This is a genomic window from Superficieibacter sp. HKU1, assembly GCF_029319185.1.
Taxonomy (GTDB): Bacteria; Pseudomonadota; Gammaproteobacteria; order Enterobacterales; family Enterobacteriaceae; genus Superficieibacter.
This window is the reverse complement of sequence record NZ_CP119754.1, coordinates 317342-336276: the sequence shown is the minus strand read 5'-3', so window position 1 is coordinate 336276 and position 18935 is coordinate 317342. Positions and strand designations below refer to the sequence as shown.

22 protein-coding genes are annotated in these 18935 nt (G+C 55.3%); 13 read left to right on the top strand and 9 right to left on the bottom strand.

The genetic code is table 11. The features are described from left to right. Positions 1-80 precede the first annotated feature (80 nt). Positions 81-1610, top strand: coding sequence for a PLP-dependent aminotransferase family protein (locus tag P0H77_RS01605; protein WP_276161630.1), 1530 nt, complete (start codon positions 81-83; stop codon positions 1608-1610). A 126-nt stretch (positions 1611-1736) separates the two neighbouring features. Here P0H77_RS01605 and tusA read toward each other — a convergent pair whose 3' ends face one another. Further along, positions 1737-1982: a sulfurtransferase TusA gene (tusA, locus tag P0H77_RS01600; RefSeq protein WP_176919455.1), complete on the bottom strand. Its 246-nt coding sequence runs from the start codon at positions 1980-1982 to the stop codon at positions 1737-1739. A 167-nt stretch (positions 1983-2149) separates the two neighbouring features. Between tusA and P0H77_RS01595 the strand changes: the two genes are divergently transcribed. After that, on the top strand, positions 2150-2815 hold the full coding sequence (locus P0H77_RS01595; RefSeq protein ID WP_276161620.1) for a 7-cyano-7-deazaguanine/7-aminomethyl-7-deazaguanine transporter: 666 nt from the start codon (positions 2150-2152) through the stop codon (positions 2813-2815). A 75-nt stretch (positions 2816-2890) separates the two neighbouring features. Further along, a complete protein-coding gene (locus tag P0H77_RS01590; RefSeq protein ID WP_276161613.1) occupies positions 2891-3451 on the top strand; it encodes a DcrB family lipoprotein in 561 nt (186 codons plus the stop codon). On the opposite strand, the gene P0H77_RS01585 is transcribed toward P0H77_RS01590, so the two are convergent. Beyond that, positions 3452-4696 (bottom strand): MFS transporter, encoded by a 1245-nt coding sequence (locus P0H77_RS01585; RefSeq protein WP_276161601.1) that lies wholly within the window; start codon positions 4694-4696, stop codon positions 3452-3454. 209 nt (positions 4697-4905) lie between these two features. Here P0H77_RS01585 and P0H77_RS01580 point away from each other — a divergent pair, with 209 nt between their 5' ends. The 7 genes from P0H77_RS01580 to nikR all read left to right on the top strand — a co-directional run bounded on the left by P0H77_RS01580 (position 4906) and on the right by nikR (position 11391). Next, a complete protein-coding gene (locus tag P0H77_RS01580) occupies positions 4906-5955 on the top strand; it encodes an AI-2E family transporter (RefSeq protein ID WP_276161595.1) in 1050 nt (349 codons plus the stop codon). A gap of 142 nt (positions 5956-6097) precedes the next feature. Beyond that, positions 6098-7669, top strand: a complete 1572-nt coding sequence (gene nikA, locus P0H77_RS01575; protein WP_276161587.1) for a nickel ABC transporter substrate-binding protein — start codon at positions 6098-6100, stop codon at positions 7667-7669. After that, the gene (gene nikB / locus P0H77_RS01570; protein ID WP_276161578.1) at positions 7669-8613 is read left to right on the top strand and encodes a nickel ABC transporter permease subunit NikB; all 945 of its coding nucleotides are present in this window, start codon (positions 7669-7671) and stop codon (positions 8611-8613) included. Before nikA ends, nikB begins: the two co-directional genes overlap by 1 nt. Then, positions 8610-9443, top strand: coding sequence for a nickel ABC transporter permease subunit NikC (gene nikC, locus P0H77_RS01565; RefSeq protein ID WP_276161571.1), 834 nt, complete (start codon positions 8610-8612; stop codon positions 9441-9443). The genes nikB and nikC overlap by 4 nt, the downstream gene beginning before the upstream one ends. Then, entirely contained in the window at positions 9443-10207 is a 765-nt protein-coding gene (gene nikD, locus P0H77_RS01560; protein ID WP_276161567.1) for a nickel import ATP-binding protein NikD, read from the top strand. Before nikC ends, nikD begins: the two co-directional genes overlap by 1 nt. Continuing rightward, the gene (nikE, locus tag P0H77_RS01555) at positions 10204-10980 is read left to right on the top strand and encodes a nickel import ATP-binding protein NikE (protein WP_276161564.1); all 777 of its coding nucleotides are present in this window, start codon (positions 10204-10206) and stop codon (positions 10978-10980) included. Before nikD ends, nikE begins: the two co-directional genes overlap by 4 nt. A 12-nt stretch (positions 10981-10992) precedes the next feature. After that, positions 10993-11391 (top strand): nickel-responsive transcriptional regulator NikR, encoded by a 399-nt coding sequence (nikR, locus tag P0H77_RS01550; protein ID WP_276161559.1) that lies wholly within the window; start codon positions 10993-10995, stop codon positions 11389-11391. A 6-nt stretch (positions 11392-11397) separates the two neighbouring features. Here the strand turns inward: nikR and P0H77_RS01545 are convergent, their stop codons facing one another. Both P0H77_RS01545 and P0H77_RS01540 read right to left on the bottom strand, forming a co-directional pair. Continuing rightward, complete coding sequence (locus tag P0H77_RS01545) at positions 11398-11874, bottom strand: GNAT family N-acetyltransferase (RefSeq protein ID WP_276161552.1); 477 nt, start codon at positions 11872-11874, stop codon at positions 11398-11400. Next, a complete protein-coding gene (locus tag P0H77_RS01540) occupies positions 11865-12161 on the bottom strand; it encodes a DUF1778 domain-containing protein (RefSeq protein ID WP_276161546.1) in 297 nt (98 codons plus the stop codon). Before P0H77_RS01540 ends, P0H77_RS01545 begins: the two co-directional genes overlap by 10 nt. Before the next feature lie 181 nt (positions 12162-12342). Here P0H77_RS01540 and P0H77_RS01535 point away from each other — a divergent pair, with 181 nt between their 5' ends. Beyond that, complete coding sequence (locus P0H77_RS01535; RefSeq protein WP_276161537.1) at positions 12343-13137, top strand: SDR family NAD(P)-dependent oxidoreductase; 795 nt, start codon at positions 12343-12345, stop codon at positions 13135-13137. Positions 13138-13308: 171 nt separating this feature from the next. Here P0H77_RS01535 and P0H77_RS01530 read toward each other — a convergent pair whose 3' ends face one another. The 4 genes from P0H77_RS01530 to P0H77_RS01515 form a co-directional block, all read right to left on the bottom strand. Then, positions 13309-13665, bottom strand: a complete 357-nt coding sequence (locus P0H77_RS01530; protein WP_276161529.1) for a DUF1971 domain-containing protein — start codon at positions 13663-13665, stop codon at positions 13309-13311. 23 nt (positions 13666-13688) lie between these two features. Continuing rightward, entirely contained in the window at positions 13689-14027 is a 339-nt protein-coding gene (locus tag P0H77_RS01525) for a DUF1869 domain-containing protein (protein ID WP_276161523.1), read from the bottom strand. 10 nt (positions 14028-14037) lie between these two features. Next, positions 14038-14370: a DUF1971 domain-containing protein gene (locus tag P0H77_RS01520; protein ID WP_276161519.1), complete on the bottom strand. Its 333-nt coding sequence runs from the start codon at positions 14368-14370 to the stop codon at positions 14038-14040. Positions 14371-14608: 238 nt separating this feature from the next. Continuing rightward, positions 14609-15802, bottom strand: a complete 1194-nt coding sequence (locus tag P0H77_RS01515; protein ID WP_276161514.1) for an NAD(P)/FAD-dependent oxidoreductase — start codon at positions 15800-15802, stop codon at positions 14609-14611. A gap of 230 nt (positions 15803-16032) precedes the next feature. On the opposite strand from P0H77_RS01515, the gene pitA reads away from it, so the two are divergent. After that, positions 16033-17529: an inorganic phosphate transporter PitA gene (gene pitA / locus P0H77_RS01510; RefSeq protein WP_276161510.1), complete on the top strand. Its 1497-nt coding sequence runs from the start codon at positions 16033-16035 to the stop codon at positions 17527-17529. A 52-nt stretch (positions 17530-17581) separates the two neighbouring features. Here pitA and uspB read toward each other — a convergent pair whose 3' ends face one another. Next, positions 17582-17917, bottom strand: a complete 336-nt coding sequence (uspB, locus tag P0H77_RS01505; protein ID WP_176919478.1) for a universal stress protein UspB — start codon at positions 17915-17917, stop codon at positions 17582-17584. Between the two features lie 392 nt (positions 17918-18309). On the opposite strand from uspB, the gene uspA reads away from it, so the two are divergent. After that, positions 18310-18747 (top strand): universal stress protein UspA, encoded by a 438-nt coding sequence (gene uspA, locus P0H77_RS01500; RefSeq protein ID WP_103675822.1) that lies wholly within the window; start codon positions 18310-18312, stop codon positions 18745-18747. The last annotated feature ends 188 nt before the right edge of the window (positions 18748-18935 follow it).

The following is an 18935-nucleotide window of genomic DNA, read 5'->3' as shown; positions in this document are numbered from 1 at the left end:
AAGAATAAGAGTGGCGCTATGCTAGGCCGCTTGTTTGGCGTATAAAAGAACCAAAAACCGGCAATATTAAGGTACCAATTTTGACGACGCCCCTGCCTTTTGAACTTACCGGCATCACGCTTGCACCTGGCCGAAAAAGAAGCCAGCAGCTTTATCTGGCGCTTCGTGAACTCATTATAAGCCAGCCGGAAAGCGGCGGGAGCAAGCTGCCCGCAACGCGTGAACTGGCGACCATGCTCAACATCTCGCGCAACACGGCCATCATCGCCTATGAACGGCTGTGCGCTGACGGTCTGCTGGAGACGCGAACCGGCGATGGCACGTATATCACACTGATGCACAAGGCCAAATCTGCCCACGGCATTCTGCCGGCGCTGCCTTCCGACGCTCCGCTACATGACGGGATGAATCTTGCTATCGCCGCCCGCTTTAACCGTCATGTTGTCCACACCGATCAGCCGCGGGCGTTTCGTATTGGCCTGCCGGCGCTGGACTGTTTCCCGTTTGAGACCTGGTCACGGCTGCAAAACCGCTTCTGGCGGCGCGAGCCGGTTGCCTATATGGGGTATGGCGATCCGGCCGGGGATAAACAGCTCCGGGAACTGATTGCCAACTATCTGCGCAATGCTCGTGGGTTAAAATGCGATCCTGCCCAGGTGCTGGTGACGCTGGGCGCGCAGCAGGCCATCATGGTCTGCGCCGCCATGCTGTTAAATACCGGCGATGAAGTGGTGATAGAAAATCCCTGCTACTGGGCGGCCGCGGGCGCATTTTCCTGCCTTGGGGTTCACATCAATCCGCTGGGTGTGGACGATGAAGGAATGATGACGCAAGGGCTGGCGGCGATCCCGAGAGCGAAGATGGCCTATGTGTGTCCCTCCTGCCAGTACCCGCTGGGTGTCACGATGTCACTGTCACGGCGGCTGGAATTGCTCAACTGGGCGACTGAACGTCAGGCGTGGATCATTGAGGATGATTACGACGGCGAATACCGCTATAACGGCACGCCGCTGATGCCGCTGGCGGCGCTGGATGAAAGCCACCGGGTGATATATATCGGTTCGTTTTCAAAAGTCATGTATCCCGGCCTGCGCCTGGGCTATCTGATCGCCCCGCCGCAGCTGGCGGATAAACTGACATTATTACGCACGCTTTCCACGCGCCAGCCGCCGATGAACGATCAGCGCGTAATGGCTGATTTTATCGCCGAAGGGCATTTTCAGCCGCATATCCGTAAAATGCGCAAAGTGAGCCGGGCGCGCCGCGATGCGCTGCTCACCGCCTGGCGCGCGCAGTTATTGCATATCGGCGACATGCCGGAAGTTTCATCGGGGCTTCAGGTGACGGTGCGCCTCACATCGGCTGAGCAGGAGCAGTTGCTGGTCGCGCGTGCGCTTGCCGCCAACATTGAAATAACGCCGTTAAGCTCTCTCTGGCTGCCGCACGCCACCGAAGATGACAACCACTACGGGCTGATCCTTGGTTTTGCGGGCATTAGTGAAAACGAGATTATAACTGCGGTGCAGCGTTTGAAGGCGGTCTGGCCGGACGAGGCGGAGATGGCTTTCGCCAGGCGACGCGGTACTCTGATGTGCCGGAGCAAAGCGTAGTTTTGGGTGCATCGTTTGCCGGGTGGCGGCTTCGCCTTACCCGGCCTACAGGTTATTTGCCACCTGTAGGCAAGCGCAGCGCCGCCAGGCATCATTCCACGGTATAACGTGTATCCGCAGGCTGAATTAATGCCCTTTGCGAATCAAATACCGATACGGCAACGAGCCGGTTTCCTGCGCCACCAGCTCATGCTCCATAAACGTACAAAACCCTGGAATATCGCGGGTTGTCGCCGGATCGTCGGCAACAATCGCCAGCGTTTCACCCACCTGCATATTACGCACGGTTTTACGCACCATCATGACGGGCTCCGGGCAGCGAAGGCCCAGTGCATCAAGGGTATGGTCGGCAGTCGAAAACGAATCGGTCATGGTCATCTCGCGTTATTCAAAACGGCGATAGTTTACGCCGCCTTTTTTGTGACGCAAGTCAGGTTAACGATTGCGTGAAAAACAACCGTTGCAAAGCGCGGCCAAAGCAGTATCATGCGGCGGTTTTCATTGGGTTCCCTCACCCCAACCACTAAAAAGGTCACAACATGATGCAGTTTACCTCCGCTCAGCGCATGAAGGCGCTGGTCTGGCTATCGCTTTTTCACCTGCTGGTGATCATCTCCAGTAACTATCTGGTGCAGTTGCCGATCTCGATTTTCGGTTTCCATACCACCTGGGGCGCGTTTAGCTTTCCGTTTATCTTTCTGGCAACCGACCTGACCGTGCGTATTTTCGGCGCACCGCTGGCACGACGCATTATCTTTGCGGTTATGGTTCCGGCGCTGCTGGCGTCCTACGTTATTTCCTCCCTGTTTTATATGGGCGAGTGGCAGGGATTCGGCGCGCTGGCGCACTTTAACCTGTTCGTCGCCCGTATCGCCGCGGCAAGCTTTATGGCCTACGCGCTGGGGCAGATCCTTGACGTACACGTCTTCAACCGCCTGCGGCAAAACCATCGCTGGTGGATGGCACCGACCGCCTCGACGCTGTTCGGTAACGTCAGCGATACCCTCGCCTTCTTCTTCATCGCCTTCTGGCGCAGTTCCGATCCCTTTATGGCGACGCACTGGGTAGAGATCGCGCTGGTTGATTACAGTTTCAAAGTACTCATCAGCCTGATTTTCTTCCTGCCGATGTACGGCGTGGTGCTGAATATCCTGTTGAAAAGGCTGACGGATAAATCTGATTTCTCCGCATTGCAGGCGGGTTAAAGGTTCGGCGTTGCGGTTGTGTTAAGATAGGGTCATGAGCCATTCATGGCCGTTTATCGAATAAGGAAGAAGTCAATGCGCAAGATGGTTAAATATGTCGGTATTGGCCTGCTGGTGATGGGGCTTGCGGCCTGTGACAACAACGACTCGCCGTCCTCGTCCGCTCAGGCGGCCTCGACGGAAAGCAATGCCACCGGTCAGCCTGTTAGCCTGCTGGATGGGAAAGTGACCTTCTCATTACCGGCGGATATGTCTGACCAGAGCGGCAAGCTGGGAACTCAGGCCAATAACATGCACGTCTATTCCGACCCGACCGGGCAGAAAGCAGTGATTGTTATTGTTGGCGATGACACCAGCGAAGGTCTGGACGTACTGGCGAAACGTCTTGAAGATCAGCAGCGCAACCGCGATCCGCAGCTTCAGGTGGTCTCTAATAAGCCGCTGACCGTAAAAGGCCATGAAATGCAGCAGCTCGACAGCATCATTTCTGCGAAAGGCCAGACCGCATGGTCTTCCGTGGTACTGAGCAAGGTTGACAACAAACTGCTGACCCTGCAGGTTACGCTGCCTGCCGACGATCAGCAGAAAGCGCAAACTGCCGCGGAAAATATCATCAATACCGTTGTGATTAAATAATCACGCGGCGGCTTCCGGTGGCAACATCGGAGGCCGTGTTTTTAACCGCCATCCCAGTAATAACGCGACTGCCACCAGCCCCGCCGACGCCAGATAAATCACCGGTACGCCCGCCCAGGTCATCAGGAGTCCGGCCAGCGGTCCCGTTATCCCCAGCGACATATCCATAAATACCGTATAGGTCGCCAGCGCCGATCCCTGATTCTCCTGCGGTACCGCCTTCACGGCCACGACGCCCAGCGCCGGGAAGACCAGCGAGAAGCCTGCCCCCGTCAACAGCGTGCCGATTTTCGCCAGCAGCGGCGTTTCCGCAATCCCCACCAGCAACAGCCCGGCGATTTCGACCACAAAGCAGAGCATCGCTACGTTCAGGCCGCCCAGCCGGTTAATCGCGTTCGGAAACAGCAGGCGGGTACCCACAAAGGCGCAGCTAAACAGGGTCAGGGCGAACGCCGCGCTGTCCCAGCCTTTTGCGTCATAGAACAGGGTGATAAACGTGGCGATCACGCCAAAGCCTGACGAGGCCAGCGCCAGCGCCATGCCGTACAGCCATACCCGGCCCAGCACGGCGCGAAACGACATCGGTTTCCCCCGGCTGGCTTTCACCGCCGCTCTTGGCAACGCACACAGCAGCGCGACCAGCGCCACCGCCATAATAATCAGCGACAGTCCGCGCAGTCCCGCCCAGTGATAACACAGCATGCCCAGCGGCGCGCCCATCGCCATCGCGCCGTAGGTCACTATGCCGTTCCAGGAAATCACCCGTCCGATATGCCGCGATCCGACGACACCAACGCCCCACAGCGTCGAACCGGTGCCGGCAAAACTCTGCCCGAAGCCGAGGATCACCCTCCCCAGACACAATAGCGCCAGGCTTAAGATGGGCCAGCCGCTGCCGGAGGCGGCCAGCAGATAGCTGACGCCGCTGAGGAAACAGCCGCAAAGGCCAAAGACGACGATTTTTTTTGGTCCCAGCAGGTCGGCGTAGCGCCCGGCGTGCGGACGGCTAAGCAGGGTAGCGAAATATTGCAGGCTGATGACCAGCCCCGCCCAGAAAGCGCTGAATCCCATTACATCATGCACATAGCCGGGAAGGACCGCCAGCGGCAGACCGATAGTGAGGTAGCTTGCGAAGTTAAAAATAGCGACAGACAGGATCCGCAGGTTCAGGCGTAAGCCGCTCGGCTCCGGCCCGGCGACGGGTTCAGGCATAACGATCACCACATTTTTACAACAATGTTTCAATATTACACGTCATGAAATGAAATGTTGCAGCCCTTTTCAGATTTTGTGTCTCCGGCGGATATCGAACAAAGCGCTATACTCAACTCAATTACGTTGTACAAGGCGGCAGCTCAGAGGCAAGTCACTGAGGCGAGCGAGTGCGGCCCGGACAGCGCGACTGGCAAAACGAAGGACATACACGCAGTGCATTCTCGAACAAGGAACCATTCATGATTACCCCACATCCCGATAAAGCGGGCCTGCATATTTTGTTAAAACTGGCCTCGCTGGTCATTATTCTGGCGGGTATTCATGCGGCGGCAGATATTATTGTTCAGCTTCTGCTGGCGATCTTTTTTGCTATTGTGCTGAACCCGCTGGTGACCTGGTTCATCCGTCGGGGTGTTAAGCGTCCCGTCGCGATCACTATCGTGGTCATCGTAATGATGATCGTGCTGACCGCCCTGTTTGCAGTGCTGGCCGCCTCACTCAATGATTTTATCGCTCTGCTACCGAAATATAATAAAGAGCTGACCGGTAAAGTGATCTATTTACAGCGGCAAATTCCCCTGCTTAACCTGCACCTCTCACCTGAACTCATGCTCAGACGGATGGATTCTGAAAAGGTGATGGCCTTTGCCACCACCCTGATGACCCAACTTTCTGGCGCAATGGCAAGCGTGGTACTGCTGGTAATGACCGTGGTGTTTATGCTGTTTGAAGTACGCCACGTGCCTTATAAACTGCGTTTCGCGCTCTCTAATCCGCAAATCCACATTGCCGGTTTGCACCGCGCATTGAAGGGCGTTTCACATTACCTGGCCCTGAAAACACTGATTAGCTTATGGACCGGCGTGATTGTCTGGCTGGGCCTGTTACTGCTGGACGTGCAATTTGCGCTGATGTGGGGCGTGCTGGCCTTCCTGCTGAACTACATTCCCAATATCGGATCCGTGCTTTCGGCGGTGCCCCCGATGTTTCAGGCGCTGCTGTTTAACGGCGTGTATGAGTTTGTGATGGTTGGCGCGCTGTTCCTGGTGGTGCATATGGTGCTGGGCAATATGGTCGAACCGCGCATGATGGGGCACCGGCTGGGGATGTCGACGCTGGTGGTATTCCTGTCGTTACTGGTCTGGGGCTGGCTGCTCGGCCCGGTCGGGATGCTGCTTTCAGTCCCGCTCACCAGCGTTTGTAAGATCTGGATGGAAACCACCAACGGCGGCAGCAAACTGGCAATTCTGCTGGGGCCGGGAAGACCGAAAAGCCGATTGCCGGGATAAGTTTTTATTTTTCTCCCGGCGCAACGCATAGCACTTTCTTATCGTTACCGGGCATACCTTGATTCAGGACAACGCAAAAGTATGATGAATCCCTAAAATCATCATACTTTAATCGATTCTCTCCTTACGTGAGGCAATAACGTTGTCCAGATTACGCTATGTGCTGCTGGCGGTGCTTGCCTGCGCGCCGCTGTTCACGCGCGCTGCAGCACCCGTCGACATCACCACCGCCTGGCCGGTTAACGTGGGTCCACTTAATCCACACCTTTATACCCCCAACCAGATGTTCGCTCAGAGCATGGTCTACGAGCCGCTGGTAAAATACCAGGCCGATGGCTCGGTGAAACCGTGGCTGGCGCAAAGCTGGAGCCACTCGGCGGACGGTAAGACCTGGACCTTTATCCTGCGTGACGACGTGACGTTTTCCAACGGCGAGGTGTTTGATGCTCATGCCGCGGCAGAGAACTTCCGCGCCGTGCTGGATAACCGCCAGCGTCACGCCTGGCTGGAGCTGACCAACCAGATCACCGATGTCAAAGCGCTTAATAAAACCACCCTGCAAATCACCCTTAAAGACGCCTACTACCCTTTTTTGCAGGAGCTGGCCCTGCCGCGCCCGTTCCGCTTTATCGCGCCGTCGCAGTTTAAAAACAACGAGACTATGCACGGTATAAAAGCCCCGATTGGCACCGGGCCGTGGGTGCTGAAAGAGTCGAAGCTGAATCAGTATGACGTGCTGGTGCGTAACGAGCATTACTGGGGCGAAAAACCGAAGATTCAAAAGATCACCGTAAAGGTGATCCCCGACCCAACCACCCGCGCCGTGGCATTTGAAACCGGCGATATCGATCTGTTGTACGGCAATGAAGGGCTGCTGCCGCTCGACACTTTCGCGCGTTTCAGCCACGATCCGCAGTATCACACGCAGCTTTCCGCGCCCGCCGAAACCGTGATGCTGGCGCTGAACTCCGCCAAAGCGCCCACCAGCGAGCTGGCGGTGCGGGAAGCGCTGAATTATGCGGTGGATAAAAAATCGCTGATTAACAACGCGCTGTACGGAACACAGCAGGTAGCGGATACCTTATTCGCCCCCACCGTACCTTACGCCAATATCGGCCTGAAACCGCGTCTGTACGATCCGCAGCAGGCTATTACGCTGCTGGAAAAAGCAGGCTGGACGTTACCTGCCGGGCAGAGCATCCGTGAAAAGAATGGTCAGACGTTGCACATAGAACTGGCCTATATCGGCACCGATGCGCTGAGCAAGTCGATGGCCGAAGTCATTCAGGCCGATATGCGTAAAATCGGCGTGGATGTCGCGCTGATCGGCGAAGAAGAGAGCAGCATCTACGCCCGGATGCGCGATGGCCGCTTCGGTATGATTTTCTCCCGTACCTGGGGCGCACCGTACGATCCGCACGCTTTTATGAGTTCAATGCGCGTCCCGTCCCACGCTGACTATCAGGCACAACTGGGCCTGCCGGATAAAGCGCAAATCGATAAAGAGATTGGCGACGTGCTTACGACTACGGATGAAACGCAGCGTCAGTCTTTGTATCGCGATATCCTGACCCGTCTGCATAACGAGGCGGTGTACCTCCCCATCAGTTATATGTCGATGATGGTGGTGGCTAAGCCTGAACTTGGCGTCATTCCTTACGCGCCGATTACCTCTGAAATCCCCTTTGAACAGATTACGCCGGTGGCTCCCTGATGTTGCGTTATGCTTTGCGGCGCATGCTGCTGCTGATCCCGATGATCTTCGCCGCCTCGGTTGTGATCTTCCTGATGTTGCGCCTGGGGACCGGCGATCCGGCGCTGGACTATTTGCGTTTATCGAACCTGCCGCCAACGCCGGAGATGGTGGCCTCCACACGCGAGATGCTGGGGCTGAATCAGCCGCTGGTTGCGCAGTACGGCGACTGGTTATGGAAGGCGCTGCATCTCGATTTCGGTATCTCTTTCGCGACGCAGCGTCCGGTACTGAATGACGTACTGCATTTTCTGCCCGCCACGCTGCAGCTGGCGGGGGCTGCGCTGGTGTTGATTCTGCTGACCTCTGTACCGCTGGGCATCTGGGCGGCGCGCCATCGCAATCGCCTGCCGGATTTCATCGTCAGGCTGATCGCGTTTCTCGGGGTGTCGATGCCCAATTTCTGGCTCGCCTTTTTACTGGTGACGTTTTTCTCGGTGTATTTAAAATGGCTGCCCGCCATGGGCTACGGCGGCTGGCAGCATCTGGTTTTGCCCGCGGTGTCGATCGCCTTTATGTCGCTGGCGATTAATGCTCGCCTGCTGCGCGCCAGCATGCTGGACGTCGCCGGGCAGCGGCATGTTACCTGGGCGCGGCTGCGCGGCCTGAATGAGAAACACACCGAGCGTCATCACATCCTGCGCAACGCCTCGCTGCCGATGATCACCGCCGTCGGGATGCATATCGGCGAGCTGATCGGCGGCACGATGATCATCGAGAATATCTTTGCCTGGCCGGGCGTGGGGCGCTATGCCGTCTCGGCGATTTTTAACCGCGACTACCCGGTGATCCAGTGCTTTACGCTCATCATGGTGGTGGTTTTTGTGGTCTGTAACCTGATTGTCGATCTGCTGAACGCCGCGCTGGATCCGCGCATTCGTCGCCATGAAGGAGCGCATTCGTGAACTTTTTTCTCTCTTCACGCTGGTCGGTACGCCTGGCGCTCATTGTCATCGCCCTGCTGGCGGTAATTGCCCTCACCAGTCAGTGGTGGCTACCGTACGATCCGCAGGCCATTGATCTCCCGTCGCGTCTGCTACCACCGGACAGTCAGCACTGGCTCGGCACCGATCATCTGGGACGCGATATCTTCTCCCGCCTGCTGGCGGCGACGCGGGTGTCGCTCGGCTCGGTGATGGCCTGTCTGCTGCTGGTACTGGCGCTGGGGCTGGTGGTCGGCGGCAGCGCCGGGCTGATCGGCGGGCGCGTCGATCAGATGACCATGCGCGTCGCCGATATTTTTATGACTTTTCCGACCTCGATCCTCTCTTTTTTCCTGGTAGGCGTGCTGGGGACCGGTCTGACTAACGTGATCATCGCCATCGCGCTGTCGCACTGGGCCTGGTATGCACGCATGGTGCGAACGTTAGTGATCTCCCTACGCCAGCGTGAATTTGTGCTGGCTGCACGGTTATCCGGCGCGGGGCATATTCGGGTGTTTGTCGATCACCTGGCAGGCGCGGCGATCCCATCGCTGCTGGTGCTGGCGACGCTGGATATTGGCCATATGATGCTGCATGTCGCCGGAATGTCGTTCCTCGGCCTCGGCGTGACTGCGCCAACGCCGGAATGGGGCGTGATGATCAACGATGCGCGCCAGTATATCTGGACCCAGCCGCTGCAGATGGTCTGGCCGGGGCTGGCGCTGTTTATCAGCGTCATGGCGTTTAACCTGGTCGGTGACGCCCTGCGCGATCACCTTGACCCTCATCTGGAAACGGAGCATGCCCACTGATGCCGCAATCCATCGAACTGCACAATATTGCGCTTGAGGCGGACAAACCGCTGGTGCAGGGTGTATCGCTGACGCTTAAACGTGGCCGCGTGCTGGCGCTGGTCGGCGGCAGCGGCAGCGGGAAGTCGCTGACCTGCGCGGCGGCATTAGGCGTATTGCCACCGGGCGTACGCCAGACGGCGGGAACGCTGCTGGCGGATGGCAAAGCCGTCCCCTGTGCTGAACTGCGCGGGTTGAAGGTCGCGACCATTATGCAAAACCCGCGCAGCGCCTTTAACCCCCTGCATACCATGGCGACGCACGCGCGCGAAACGTGCCGGGCGCTGGGCAAACCGGCGGATGACGCCACGCTTATTGACGCCTTAGAGGCCGTCGGGCTGGAGAACGTAGAGCATGTACTGAAGCGCTATCCGTTTGAGATGAGCGGCGGCATGCTACAGCGGATGATGATTGCGATGGCAGTGCTGGCCGACGCGCCGTTTATCATCGCCGACGAGCCAACCACCGATCTGGACGCCGTGGCTCAGGCGCGGATTCTGGACTTGCTGGACGCCATCATTCAGCGCCGCGCACCGGGGATGCTGATCGTCACGCACGATATGGGCGTGGTGGCACGGCTGGCAGACGAGGTGGCGGTAATGGATCAGGGGCAGATCGTCGAACATAGCCCTGTGGAGGCAATTTTTAGCGCCCCGCAGCATCCGGTCACGCGCGGCCTGCTGGCCGCACATCTGGCACTTTATGGTATGGAGTTACCCGCATGACGCTGCTTTCCGTTTCCGGTCTGGGGCATCGCTACCCCCACCAGCCTGCGGTGCTGCGCGATATATCCCTGACGCTCCAGGCAGGCGAAAGCGTGGCCCTGCTGGGCCGTAGCGGCTGTGGTAAAAGCACACTGGCGCGGCTGCTGGTGGGGCTGGAACGCCCGGAATCAGGCGATATCGTCTGGCGCGGCAAAACCCTGGCGCGCCTGGACCGGGCGTCGCGAAAGGCATTTCGCCGCGATATCCAGCTCGTGTTTCAGGATGCCATCAGCGCGGTGAACCCGCGCAAAACCGTCGGCGATATTATTGCCGAACCGATGCGCCACCTGATGACGCTGGTGAAAAAAGAGCAGCGGGAGCGCATTGAGGAGATGCTTCGCGCCGTCGAGCTGGACATTGATATCATAGACAAGCGGCCGTCTCAGCTGAGCGGCGGCCAGCTCCAGCGCGTTTGCCTGGCGCGCGCGCTGGTGGTCAGGCCCGCCCTGTTGATTCTGGATGAAGCGGTCTCCAGCCTGGACTTAGTATTGCAGGCGGGCATCATCCAGCTTCTTAAGCGGTTACAGCAGCAGTTCGGCACCGCCTGCCTGTTCATTACTCACGACCTGCGCCTGGTCGAGCGTTTTTGCCAGCGAGTGATGGTGATGGATCGGGGGAAAATTATCGAAACGGCTCCCGTGCAGTCACCGTTAAAGTTACTGACGCCGGAAGGTCAGGCACTACAGCAGGCGGTACTTCCCGCCTTCCCCGTTCCGCGACGCACGCAATCCTGAGGACGCATTCCAATGCAACGAATCACCATTACGCTTGACGACGATCTTCTCGCTACGCTGGACGCGCTAAGCCAGCAGCGGGGCTACAACAACCGGTCAGAAGCGATTCGCGATATCCTGCGCAACACGCTGACGCACGAGCACACTCAGCACGGCGGGCAGAGCGGCTATGCGGTGTTATCGTATGTTTATGAACATGAGAAACGCGATCTCGCCAGTCGTATCGTCTCGGCGCAGCATCATCACCACGATCTGTCAGTCTCCACGCTGCATGTGCATATCAATCATGATGACTGCCTGGAAGTCGCGGTACTGAAGGGCAATATGCACGAGATCCAGCATTTCGCCGACGATGTGATCGCCCAGCGCGGCGTGCGCCACGGGCACTTGCAGTGTCTGGCGGAGGAGTGAGGAAGTTTATAAACGCCAGAACAGGGTATCTTCTGCGATAACCGACTGCACGAAGCCGAAATGTTTATAGAATCTCCGGGCGTCTTCGTTGATGGCGTGAACCATCATGGCTTTTACCCCAATTTGCTCCGCGACATTAATGACGCGGTTAACAACATCATTAAGGAGCCACTTACCCATATCCTGGCCCTGATAACGTTGATCGACAGCCAGACGACCCAGGAGAATAACCGGGATGGGTTCGGGCATATTCTGCCGCAATCCACGCGGGACGGCATGATGTGTAACTGAACCCGAAGCCAGTGAGTAATAGCCAACCACATTCCGGGTCCCGCTCTCACAGGTAACAAACGTTCGGGAAGCGTTTAACGCCTGTTTTTTTAATGCTCGCCGCATTAACCAGTCATCCAGGACGCTATTTCCACAACAAAAATCAGTCATCACATGGGTGTCAGTGAGTATTTTGGGCGTGGTTACTTCCATTCAGGTTTCACATCCATTAAACGATTACGACCTTCGACATTCTCCAGAGGCGCTTCAAGCTGCTCGACAAACGCCTGATATTTATCCGCATCCAGGACAAAAAGCCGTTGATCTAAAATAATATTTTGTGCTTCGTTGTAAGCAAGTTCAAGAATGAAATCTGTACGTGATTTATTCAATAAGCTGGCAGCATAATCAATGATGGCGCGTTCAGCATCGCTGGCGCGCAGGTTAATTTGGTTATCCCGGTTGAATTTTTTCGAAACTTTTGCTGTCGATGCTGGCATAACGCCTCCTGTAGATAGCAAATTGCTATACATAAAATAGCTTTTACACTAGCAAAAAGCTATACAACTCGGTTCATCCAGGTAAGGTGCTTCAATTTTTGCTCCAGGTGTTCCTCAACCCCATCAATCTTCGCCTGCTACGCTTAATGATCCGAACATTCATCACAATCCGGAGCGAAGCATGAAAATCGATTTTACGGGAAAAGTGGCGCTGGTGACCGCCTCCACCGGGGGGATTGGCTTAGGGATCGCCAGAGGGCTGGCGGAAAGCGGCGCGGAAGTGATTATCAACGGGCGCAGCGAAAGCAGCGTGAATCAGGGCATCCAGCATCTTCAGCAGGCGGTGCCAGGCGCGCAGCTTCGCGCGGCGATTGCCGATCTCAGCACGCCGGAAGGGGTGGAGTCGCTACTCAGGGTGGCACCGGATGTCGATATTCTGGTTAACAATGCCGGGATTTTCGGCCCGCAGGATTTTTATTCGACCGATGACGATACCTGGAATAACTACTGGCAAACGAACGTAATGTCGGGCGTGCGCCTGGCGCGCGCGCTGCTGCCGGGCATGGTACGCAAAGGCTGGGGACGCGTGGTGTTTATTTCATCAGAATCGGCACGCAATATTCCGGCGGATATGATCCACTACGGCGTGACCAAAACGGCGCTGCTTTCCCTCTCGCGCGGACTGGCGAAATTCGTCGCGGGCAGCGGTGTAACGGTGAACAGCGTCCTGCCGGGGCCGACCTTATCCGATGGTTTTGCCGCCATGATGAAGGATGAAGTGGAAAAAACCGGCAAATCGCTGGAGACAGTGGCAAAAGAGTTCGTGATGCAAAACCGCCCCAGTTCGGTGATCCAGCGTGCCGCCACGGTCGAAGAAGTGGCGAATATGGTGGTTTACGTCTGTTCAGAGCAGGCTTCCGCCACGTCGGGCGCGGCGCTGCGCGTGGATGGCGGCGTAGTGGATGATATTGTCTGACGTGAGCCGCAATGAGCGCAGCCATTCGGCCAGGCATGACCTCATAATGCCTGGCGGCGCTGCGCTTGCACAGGCCTACAAATAACGTTATGCCGGCATCGTAGGCCGGGCAAGGCGCAGCCGCCGCCCGGCAAACCGCCCGCACAGGCCAGCGGCTCTTCGTTACCGGCGTTAACCGCGGTGCGTATTCACTACCTGGCCAATCCCCTTACCTTCCAGCGCTTCCTCCGGATCGGCAAAGAAATCAATGTTGAAATACGTATCGTCGGTCAGTAGCTCAATACGATGCCAGTACTGCGGCGGGCTGATGCCGAAGTGCCCGGCCTCAATCACGACTTCGATTTCCGCCGTGGTGTCATTTTCGCTGGCAAAGCCGAAATATTTCACCGCGCCTTCCATTACCGAGAGGCGGCCATAAACGCCTTTTTTGGTATTGTGATGGGTTAATAACGCCTGGGGAACCGTCTGTTTATCCCAGAACGGCGTGGAACGGGTGTGACGAAAATGAGCAGGAATTTGAAACGCCATAATCAATCCTCCAGGGGGTAGAATTACCAGCCGCACACATTGGTTTCTTCGTCAGACTCATAGCCGCGAACGATATTAATCAGCTCTTTTACGCTATCCGCGGCAGTGAGCGGATCCTGCAACTCACTCAGACTGGCAAAATTTTTATCAACTGAAATACCGTTATTGTTATTCGTCACCGTCAGGACAAATTCGTGTGCATTTTCGTTTGCCGATGACAAACCAGAAACCAGCTCCGTCACCGCCTGCACGGCAAGATCCGGCACATAAAGGGACATGGGTTTCAAATACACTTTGTCTTCGGTTTCATGGTTGCTGCTATTGGTCACTGCCAGAGAATAACCTCTGTTTTCTGTCATCATTATAAATACCTCATCCCTCGATCAAAATTTTCGGATCAACATAAAAATCGACGCAAAATAGCGTATCGCCGGTTAATGCTTCTATGTTGTGCCATTTTTCCGGTGGGAAAACGCCAAATTCTCCGGCGTTAATTGTCAGTGTTTCCACCGGTTCAGGGCTGGTCTCATCTGCATAACCGTAATAGCGGATCGCGCCGCGCATCACGCTTAAGCGGGGGTAAACCCCCTGCCGCGTACCGGCATCAAGGTGACGTTTCCAGATAGAGGCTGGCGCGGTCTCATTATTCCAGAACGGCGTAGAACGGGTATGGATATAATGAGCAGGTATAACAATACGTTCCATATTTAAACCTCTTACTCTTCCCTAAGCTTTATTCAGGGAATAAGGCAATCATATGTTGCATATCATATACTCATTTAGAAATTTGTGGACCGCTTTTTTTCTCGCTTATTATTATCACCGCAACAATTAAGGGGTAGCAATGCTCGTACTCATTGAGTATTAATTAAAATACATGCGCTACAGACATGGAAAATAACAATAAAAAAGCCGCAATAATTTATTGCGGCTTCTCAATACGTTACGATTCGACCAGTGCCTGGGCGCACGCCCAGGCACTCGACCACGCCCACTGGAAATTATATCCCCCCAGCCTGCCGGTCACATCCATCACTTCGCCGATAAAATAAAGCCCCGGCACATGACGCGCCTCCATCGTGCGCGATGAAAGCGCATGCGTATCGACCCCGCCCAGGGTCACTTCCGCCGTGCGGTAACCCTCCGTCCCGTTCGGCTGTACGCGCCATGCGGTTAACGTCGTTACCAGCGTTTGCTGGTCGCGCGCGTTAAGCTGTTTCAGCGTGACGTCCGGAATTTGCCCTAACTGCTGCAAACACTCGACCAGCCGTTTGGGCAGTTGCATCGCGAGCGTATTCTTCAGGCTCTGATTAGGATGCGCCGCCCGTTGCTCATTCAGAACGCTTTCCAGATCGCAGTCCGGCAGCAAATTGATACTGACAAATTCTCCCGGTTGCCAGTAGCTGGAGATTTGCAGCACCGCCGGACCTGAAAGCCCCCGGTGGGTAAACAGCAGGCTTTCGCGAAACACGGTACCATCTTGCGCGGTAATGACTGAGGGCACCGAGACACCGGAGAGCGTCTGTAACGGCTCCAGCAGCGGTTTATGCAACGTAAAGGGGACCAGCCCGGCGCGCGTTGGCAGTACCTTCAGGCCGAACTGCTCCGCGATTTTATAGCCAAAAGGAGACGCGCCCAGTCCCGGCATGGACAGCCCGCCGCTGGCGATGACCAGCTTCGCCGCCGCCACCGTATCGCCGTTGAGCTGCAGGATGTACCCGTCGGCATTGTGCCCGACGCTGAGTACCTCGCTGCGCAGTCGCAGCGTCACCTGCCCCTTTTCACACTCCTTCACCAGCATATCAACGATTTGCTGGGCGGAATCATCGCAAAAAAGCTGGCCCAGCGCCTTTTCATGCCAGGCAATACCGTACTTTCCTACCAGTTCAATAAAATCCCACTGCGTATAGCGCGCCAGCGCTGATTTGCAAAAATGTGGATTCTGGCTCAGATAGGCGGCAGGTTCGACATAGAGGTTGGTAAAATTGCAGCGTCCTCCGCCCGACATCAGGATTTTACGGCCCGGTTTTTTGCCGTTATCGATCAGCAACACCCGGCTTCCGGCCTGGCCTGCCGTGGCCGCACAAAACATTCCTGCGGCACCCGCACCGATAACAATGGCATCAAACCTTTCCACAGCAGCGTCCTCTCTTCAATCAGGGCGTGAATTGTAAAGATTACCCAGTGGTCGCACCAGCGTAAAAATGCGCTGTATCTATTATTTCATTGAAATCTATAAGATAAATCTTTAGCACGATCTGACAAAGCACGACTAATATCAAAAAAAGGCTATATTTCACTTTGCCCGCGCCGCCAAAGTCACTGATAATGCGCCGCGTTCATGTCCTCAAAATGGCGTAACGTCCTATGCTACATTTGTTTGCTGGTCTTGATTTCCATACGGGCCTTTTATTATTACTTGCTCTGGTTTTTGTGCTGTTCTACGAAGCCATTAACGGCTTCCACGACACCGCAAATGCTGTTGCGACCGTGATTTATACCCGTGCAATGCGCTCGCAACTCGCGGTGGTCATGGCTGCGGTATTTAACTTTTTCGGCGTTCTGCTCGGTGGATTGAGCGTGGCCTATGCGATTGTGCATATGCTGCCAACCGATCTGCTGCTGAATGTCAGCTCCGCTCACGGCCTGGCGATGGTTTTCTCCATGCTGCTGGCGGCTATCATCTGGAACCTGGGGACCTGGTATTTTGGTTTGCCAGCATCCAGTTCTCATACCCTGATTGGCGCCATCATCGGCATTGGTTTAACCAACGCATTGATGAGCGGTACATCGGTGGTAGATGCGCTCAACATTCCCAAAGTTATCAATATCTTTGCCTCGTTGATTGTGTCTCCCATCGTTGGCCTGATCTTCGCAGGGGGCCTGGTGTTTATTTTGCGTCGCTACTGGAGCGGCACCAAAAAACGCGCCCGTATCCACCTGACACCAGCAGAACGTGAAAAGAAAGACGGGAAGAAAAAACCGCCGTTCTGGACGCGTATCGCGCTGATCCTGTCCGCCATTGGCGTGAGTTTTTCTCACGGTGCGAATGACGGCCAGAAAGGGATTGGCCTGATTATGCTGGTACTGATTGGCGTTGCACCTGCGGGATTCGTGGTCAACATGAATGCCTCTGGTTACGACATTACCCGTACTCGCGACGCGATCAATAACGTAGAAGTCTATCTCCAGCAGCATCCGGACTTCCTGCAAAAAGCGATCGAAAAAGAGCCGGTCATTCCGACGCCGGAACAAACCGGTAACAAGCCGACCGAGTTTCATTGCCATCCAGGCCTGGCCGTTAACGCACTGAACCGCGCGAAAACGATGCTGGCGGACATTGATAACTACGACAAGCTTCCGGTAGAACAGCGTAGCCAGCTGCGCCGCATCATGCTGTGTATCGCGGATACGACCGATAAAGTGGCTAAGATACCGAATGTCAGCGCTGACGATCAGCGTCTGCTCAAAAAGCTGAAAGGCGATATGCTCAGCACGATTGAGTATGCCCCAATCTGGATCATCATGGCCGTCGCGTTAGCGTTGGGTATTGGTACCATGATCGGCTGGCGACGTGTTGCCACCACTATCGGTGAAAAAATCGGTAAAAAAGGCATGACCTATGCACAGGGTATGTCCGCGCAGATGACGGCAGCGGTCTCCATCGGGCTTGCCAGCTATACCGGTATGCCGGTTTCGACCACCCACGTTCTTTCATCCTCCGTTGCGGGGACGATGATCGTAGACGGTGGCGGTCTGCAACGCAAAACCGTGACCAGCATATTGATGGCGTGGGTCTTTACGCTTCCAGCCTCAATCCTGCTGTCGGGCATCCTGTACTGGCTGGCCCTGCATATCATTTAACGGCGAGTATTTCAGAAAGCAGAAGCGGGTCAGGAAACTGGCCCGCTTTTTTTTAGTGCCAAATCATCAATGCGATCAGACTGACCACGACCAGCCCACACAAAAAGCTGGTCAAAATAAACTGTCCGCGCACGCGTTCACAGCGGCGGATAAACTCATCATCATGGTGATCAAGGTAGCGTTGGGCATAGATATACCACACCAGTCGCACCTGCTTACCGGGCTGGCCATGAGAAGTAAAGAAACCGCCACCATCGACGTACTGGTAAAGCAAAGGGTCACAGCCGCGTAATACCACTAACAGCGCACGCAGGGATGAAAAATAACGTGCCATGTTAACAACACAAACAACACATAAAGCCCAAAAAAGCGCGATGGTGCTGATCATACCGCCTCCCCGGCAATTACCCACCGTTAAAGCCTGCGGGCAATCGCTCCCCAACACACGGACAAAAGAGTTCATTGAAAGAGTGAGAAACCGATCACATTTATTTATCCGACCGGCTCATTAAATAGTGTAGGAGATCAGTTAATTTTTTTACCAGAACGTTAACCATTATCAATGCAATTGTCTGAAAATTTTGTTCAACTTTGAGTTGAGCAAGCGACATTGACGAAGGGCCTGGTGCGCTATAAGGTAGGATTATCCTCTACACCAGGCTTCTAAAGGCAGGGCTTATTCATCCCGCGTGTGTAGTACGCAGGACGCGGAAAAGGCAGCCAGCTACCGCAGGCGGTCAGGCCCACTGGTCATCGACAACTTATGGAAGGAGTAACACTATGGCTTACAAACACATTCTTATTGCGGTTGACCTTTCTCCAGAAAGCAAAGTGCTGGTAGACAAAGCGGTATCCATGGCACGTCCTTACGATGCAAAAATTTCCCTGATTCATGTGGATGTTAACTACTCCGATCTATACACCGGCCTGATTGATGTGAACCTTGGCGATATGCAAAAACGCATTTCTGAAGAAACGCATCATGCGCTGAGCGAGCTGTCCACTAATGCGGGTTACCCTATCACCGAAACCCTGAGCGGCAGCGGCGATCTGGGTCAGGTACTGGTTGATGCGATCAAAAAATATGACATGGACCTGGTTGTTTGCGGTCATCATCAGGATTTCTGGAGCAAGCTCATGTCCTCTGCGCGCCAGTTGATTAATACCGTACATGTCGACATGCTGATCGTTCCCCTGCGTGACGAAGAGGATGAATAAAACTGCACTTTGCCAACAAAAAAACTGCGGCGGATCCGCAGTTTTTTTATATCTACCTTTCCCCCGTTTCTTCTGCTAGCGCCTTAATTTTCTCTTCGCCACCACGCCTTCGCATTGTTTATTTCACCATTACATAACAATCATCAAACATAGCAAAAACATACCAATGCGGGTAAATGCATTAAAAA

Coding starts and splice junctions, on each gene's coding strand:
- tusA (WP_176919455.1), bottom strand. CDS start 1,982: ATGACCGATTCGTTTTCGACTGCCGACCATACCCTTGATGCACTGGGC.
- P0H77_RS01595 (WP_276161620.1), top strand. CDS start 2,150: ATGATGCAGTTTACCTCCGCTCAGCGCATGAAGGCGCTGGTCTGGCTA.
- P0H77_RS01590 (WP_276161613.1), top strand. CDS start 2,891: ATGCGCAAGATGGTTAAATATGTCGGTATTGGCCTGCTGGTGATGGGG.
- P0H77_RS01580 (WP_276161595.1), top strand. CDS start 4,906: ATGATTACCCCACATCCCGATAAAGCGGGCCTGCATATTTTGTTAAAA.
- nikB (WP_276161578.1), top strand. CDS start 7,669: ATGTTGCGTTATGCTTTGCGGCGCATGCTGCTGCTGATCCCGATGATC.
- nikD (WP_276161567.1), top strand. CDS start 9,443: ATGCCGCAATCCATCGAACTGCACAATATTGCGCTTGAGGCGGACAAA.
- nikE (WP_276161564.1), top strand. CDS start 10,204: ATGACGCTGCTTTCCGTTTCCGGTCTGGGGCATCGCTACCCCCACCAG.
- nikR (WP_276161559.1), top strand. CDS start 10,993: ATGCAACGAATCACCATTACGCTTGACGACGATCTTCTCGCTACGCTG.
- P0H77_RS01545 (WP_276161552.1), bottom strand. CDS start 11,874: ATGGAAGTAACCACGCCCAAAATACTCACTGACACCCATGTGATGACT.
- P0H77_RS01540 (WP_276161546.1), bottom strand. CDS start 12,161: ATGCCAGCATCGACAGCAAAAGTTTCGAAAAAATTCAACCGGGATAAC.
- P0H77_RS01535 (WP_276161537.1), top strand. CDS start 12,343: ATGAAAATCGATTTTACGGGAAAAGTGGCGCTGGTGACCGCCTCCACC.
- P0H77_RS01530 (WP_276161529.1), bottom strand. CDS start 13,665: ATGGCGTTTCAAATTCCTGCTCATTTTCGTCACACCCGTTCCACGCCG.
- P0H77_RS01525 (WP_276161523.1), bottom strand. CDS start 14,027: ATGATGACAGAAAACAGAGGTTATTCTCTGGCAGTGACCAATAGCAGC.
- P0H77_RS01520 (WP_276161519.1), bottom strand. CDS start 14,370: ATGGAACGTATTGTTATACCTGCTCATTATATCCATACCCGTTCTACG.
- pitA (WP_276161510.1), top strand. CDS start 16,033: ATGCTACATTTGTTTGCTGGTCTTGATTTCCATACGGGCCTTTTATTA.
- uspB (WP_176919478.1), bottom strand. CDS start 17,917: ATGATCAGCACCATCGCGCTTTTTTGGGCTTTATGTGTTGTTTGTGTT.
- uspA (WP_103675822.1), top strand. CDS start 18,310: ATGGCTTACAAACACATTCTTATTGCGGTTGACCTTTCTCCAGAAAGC.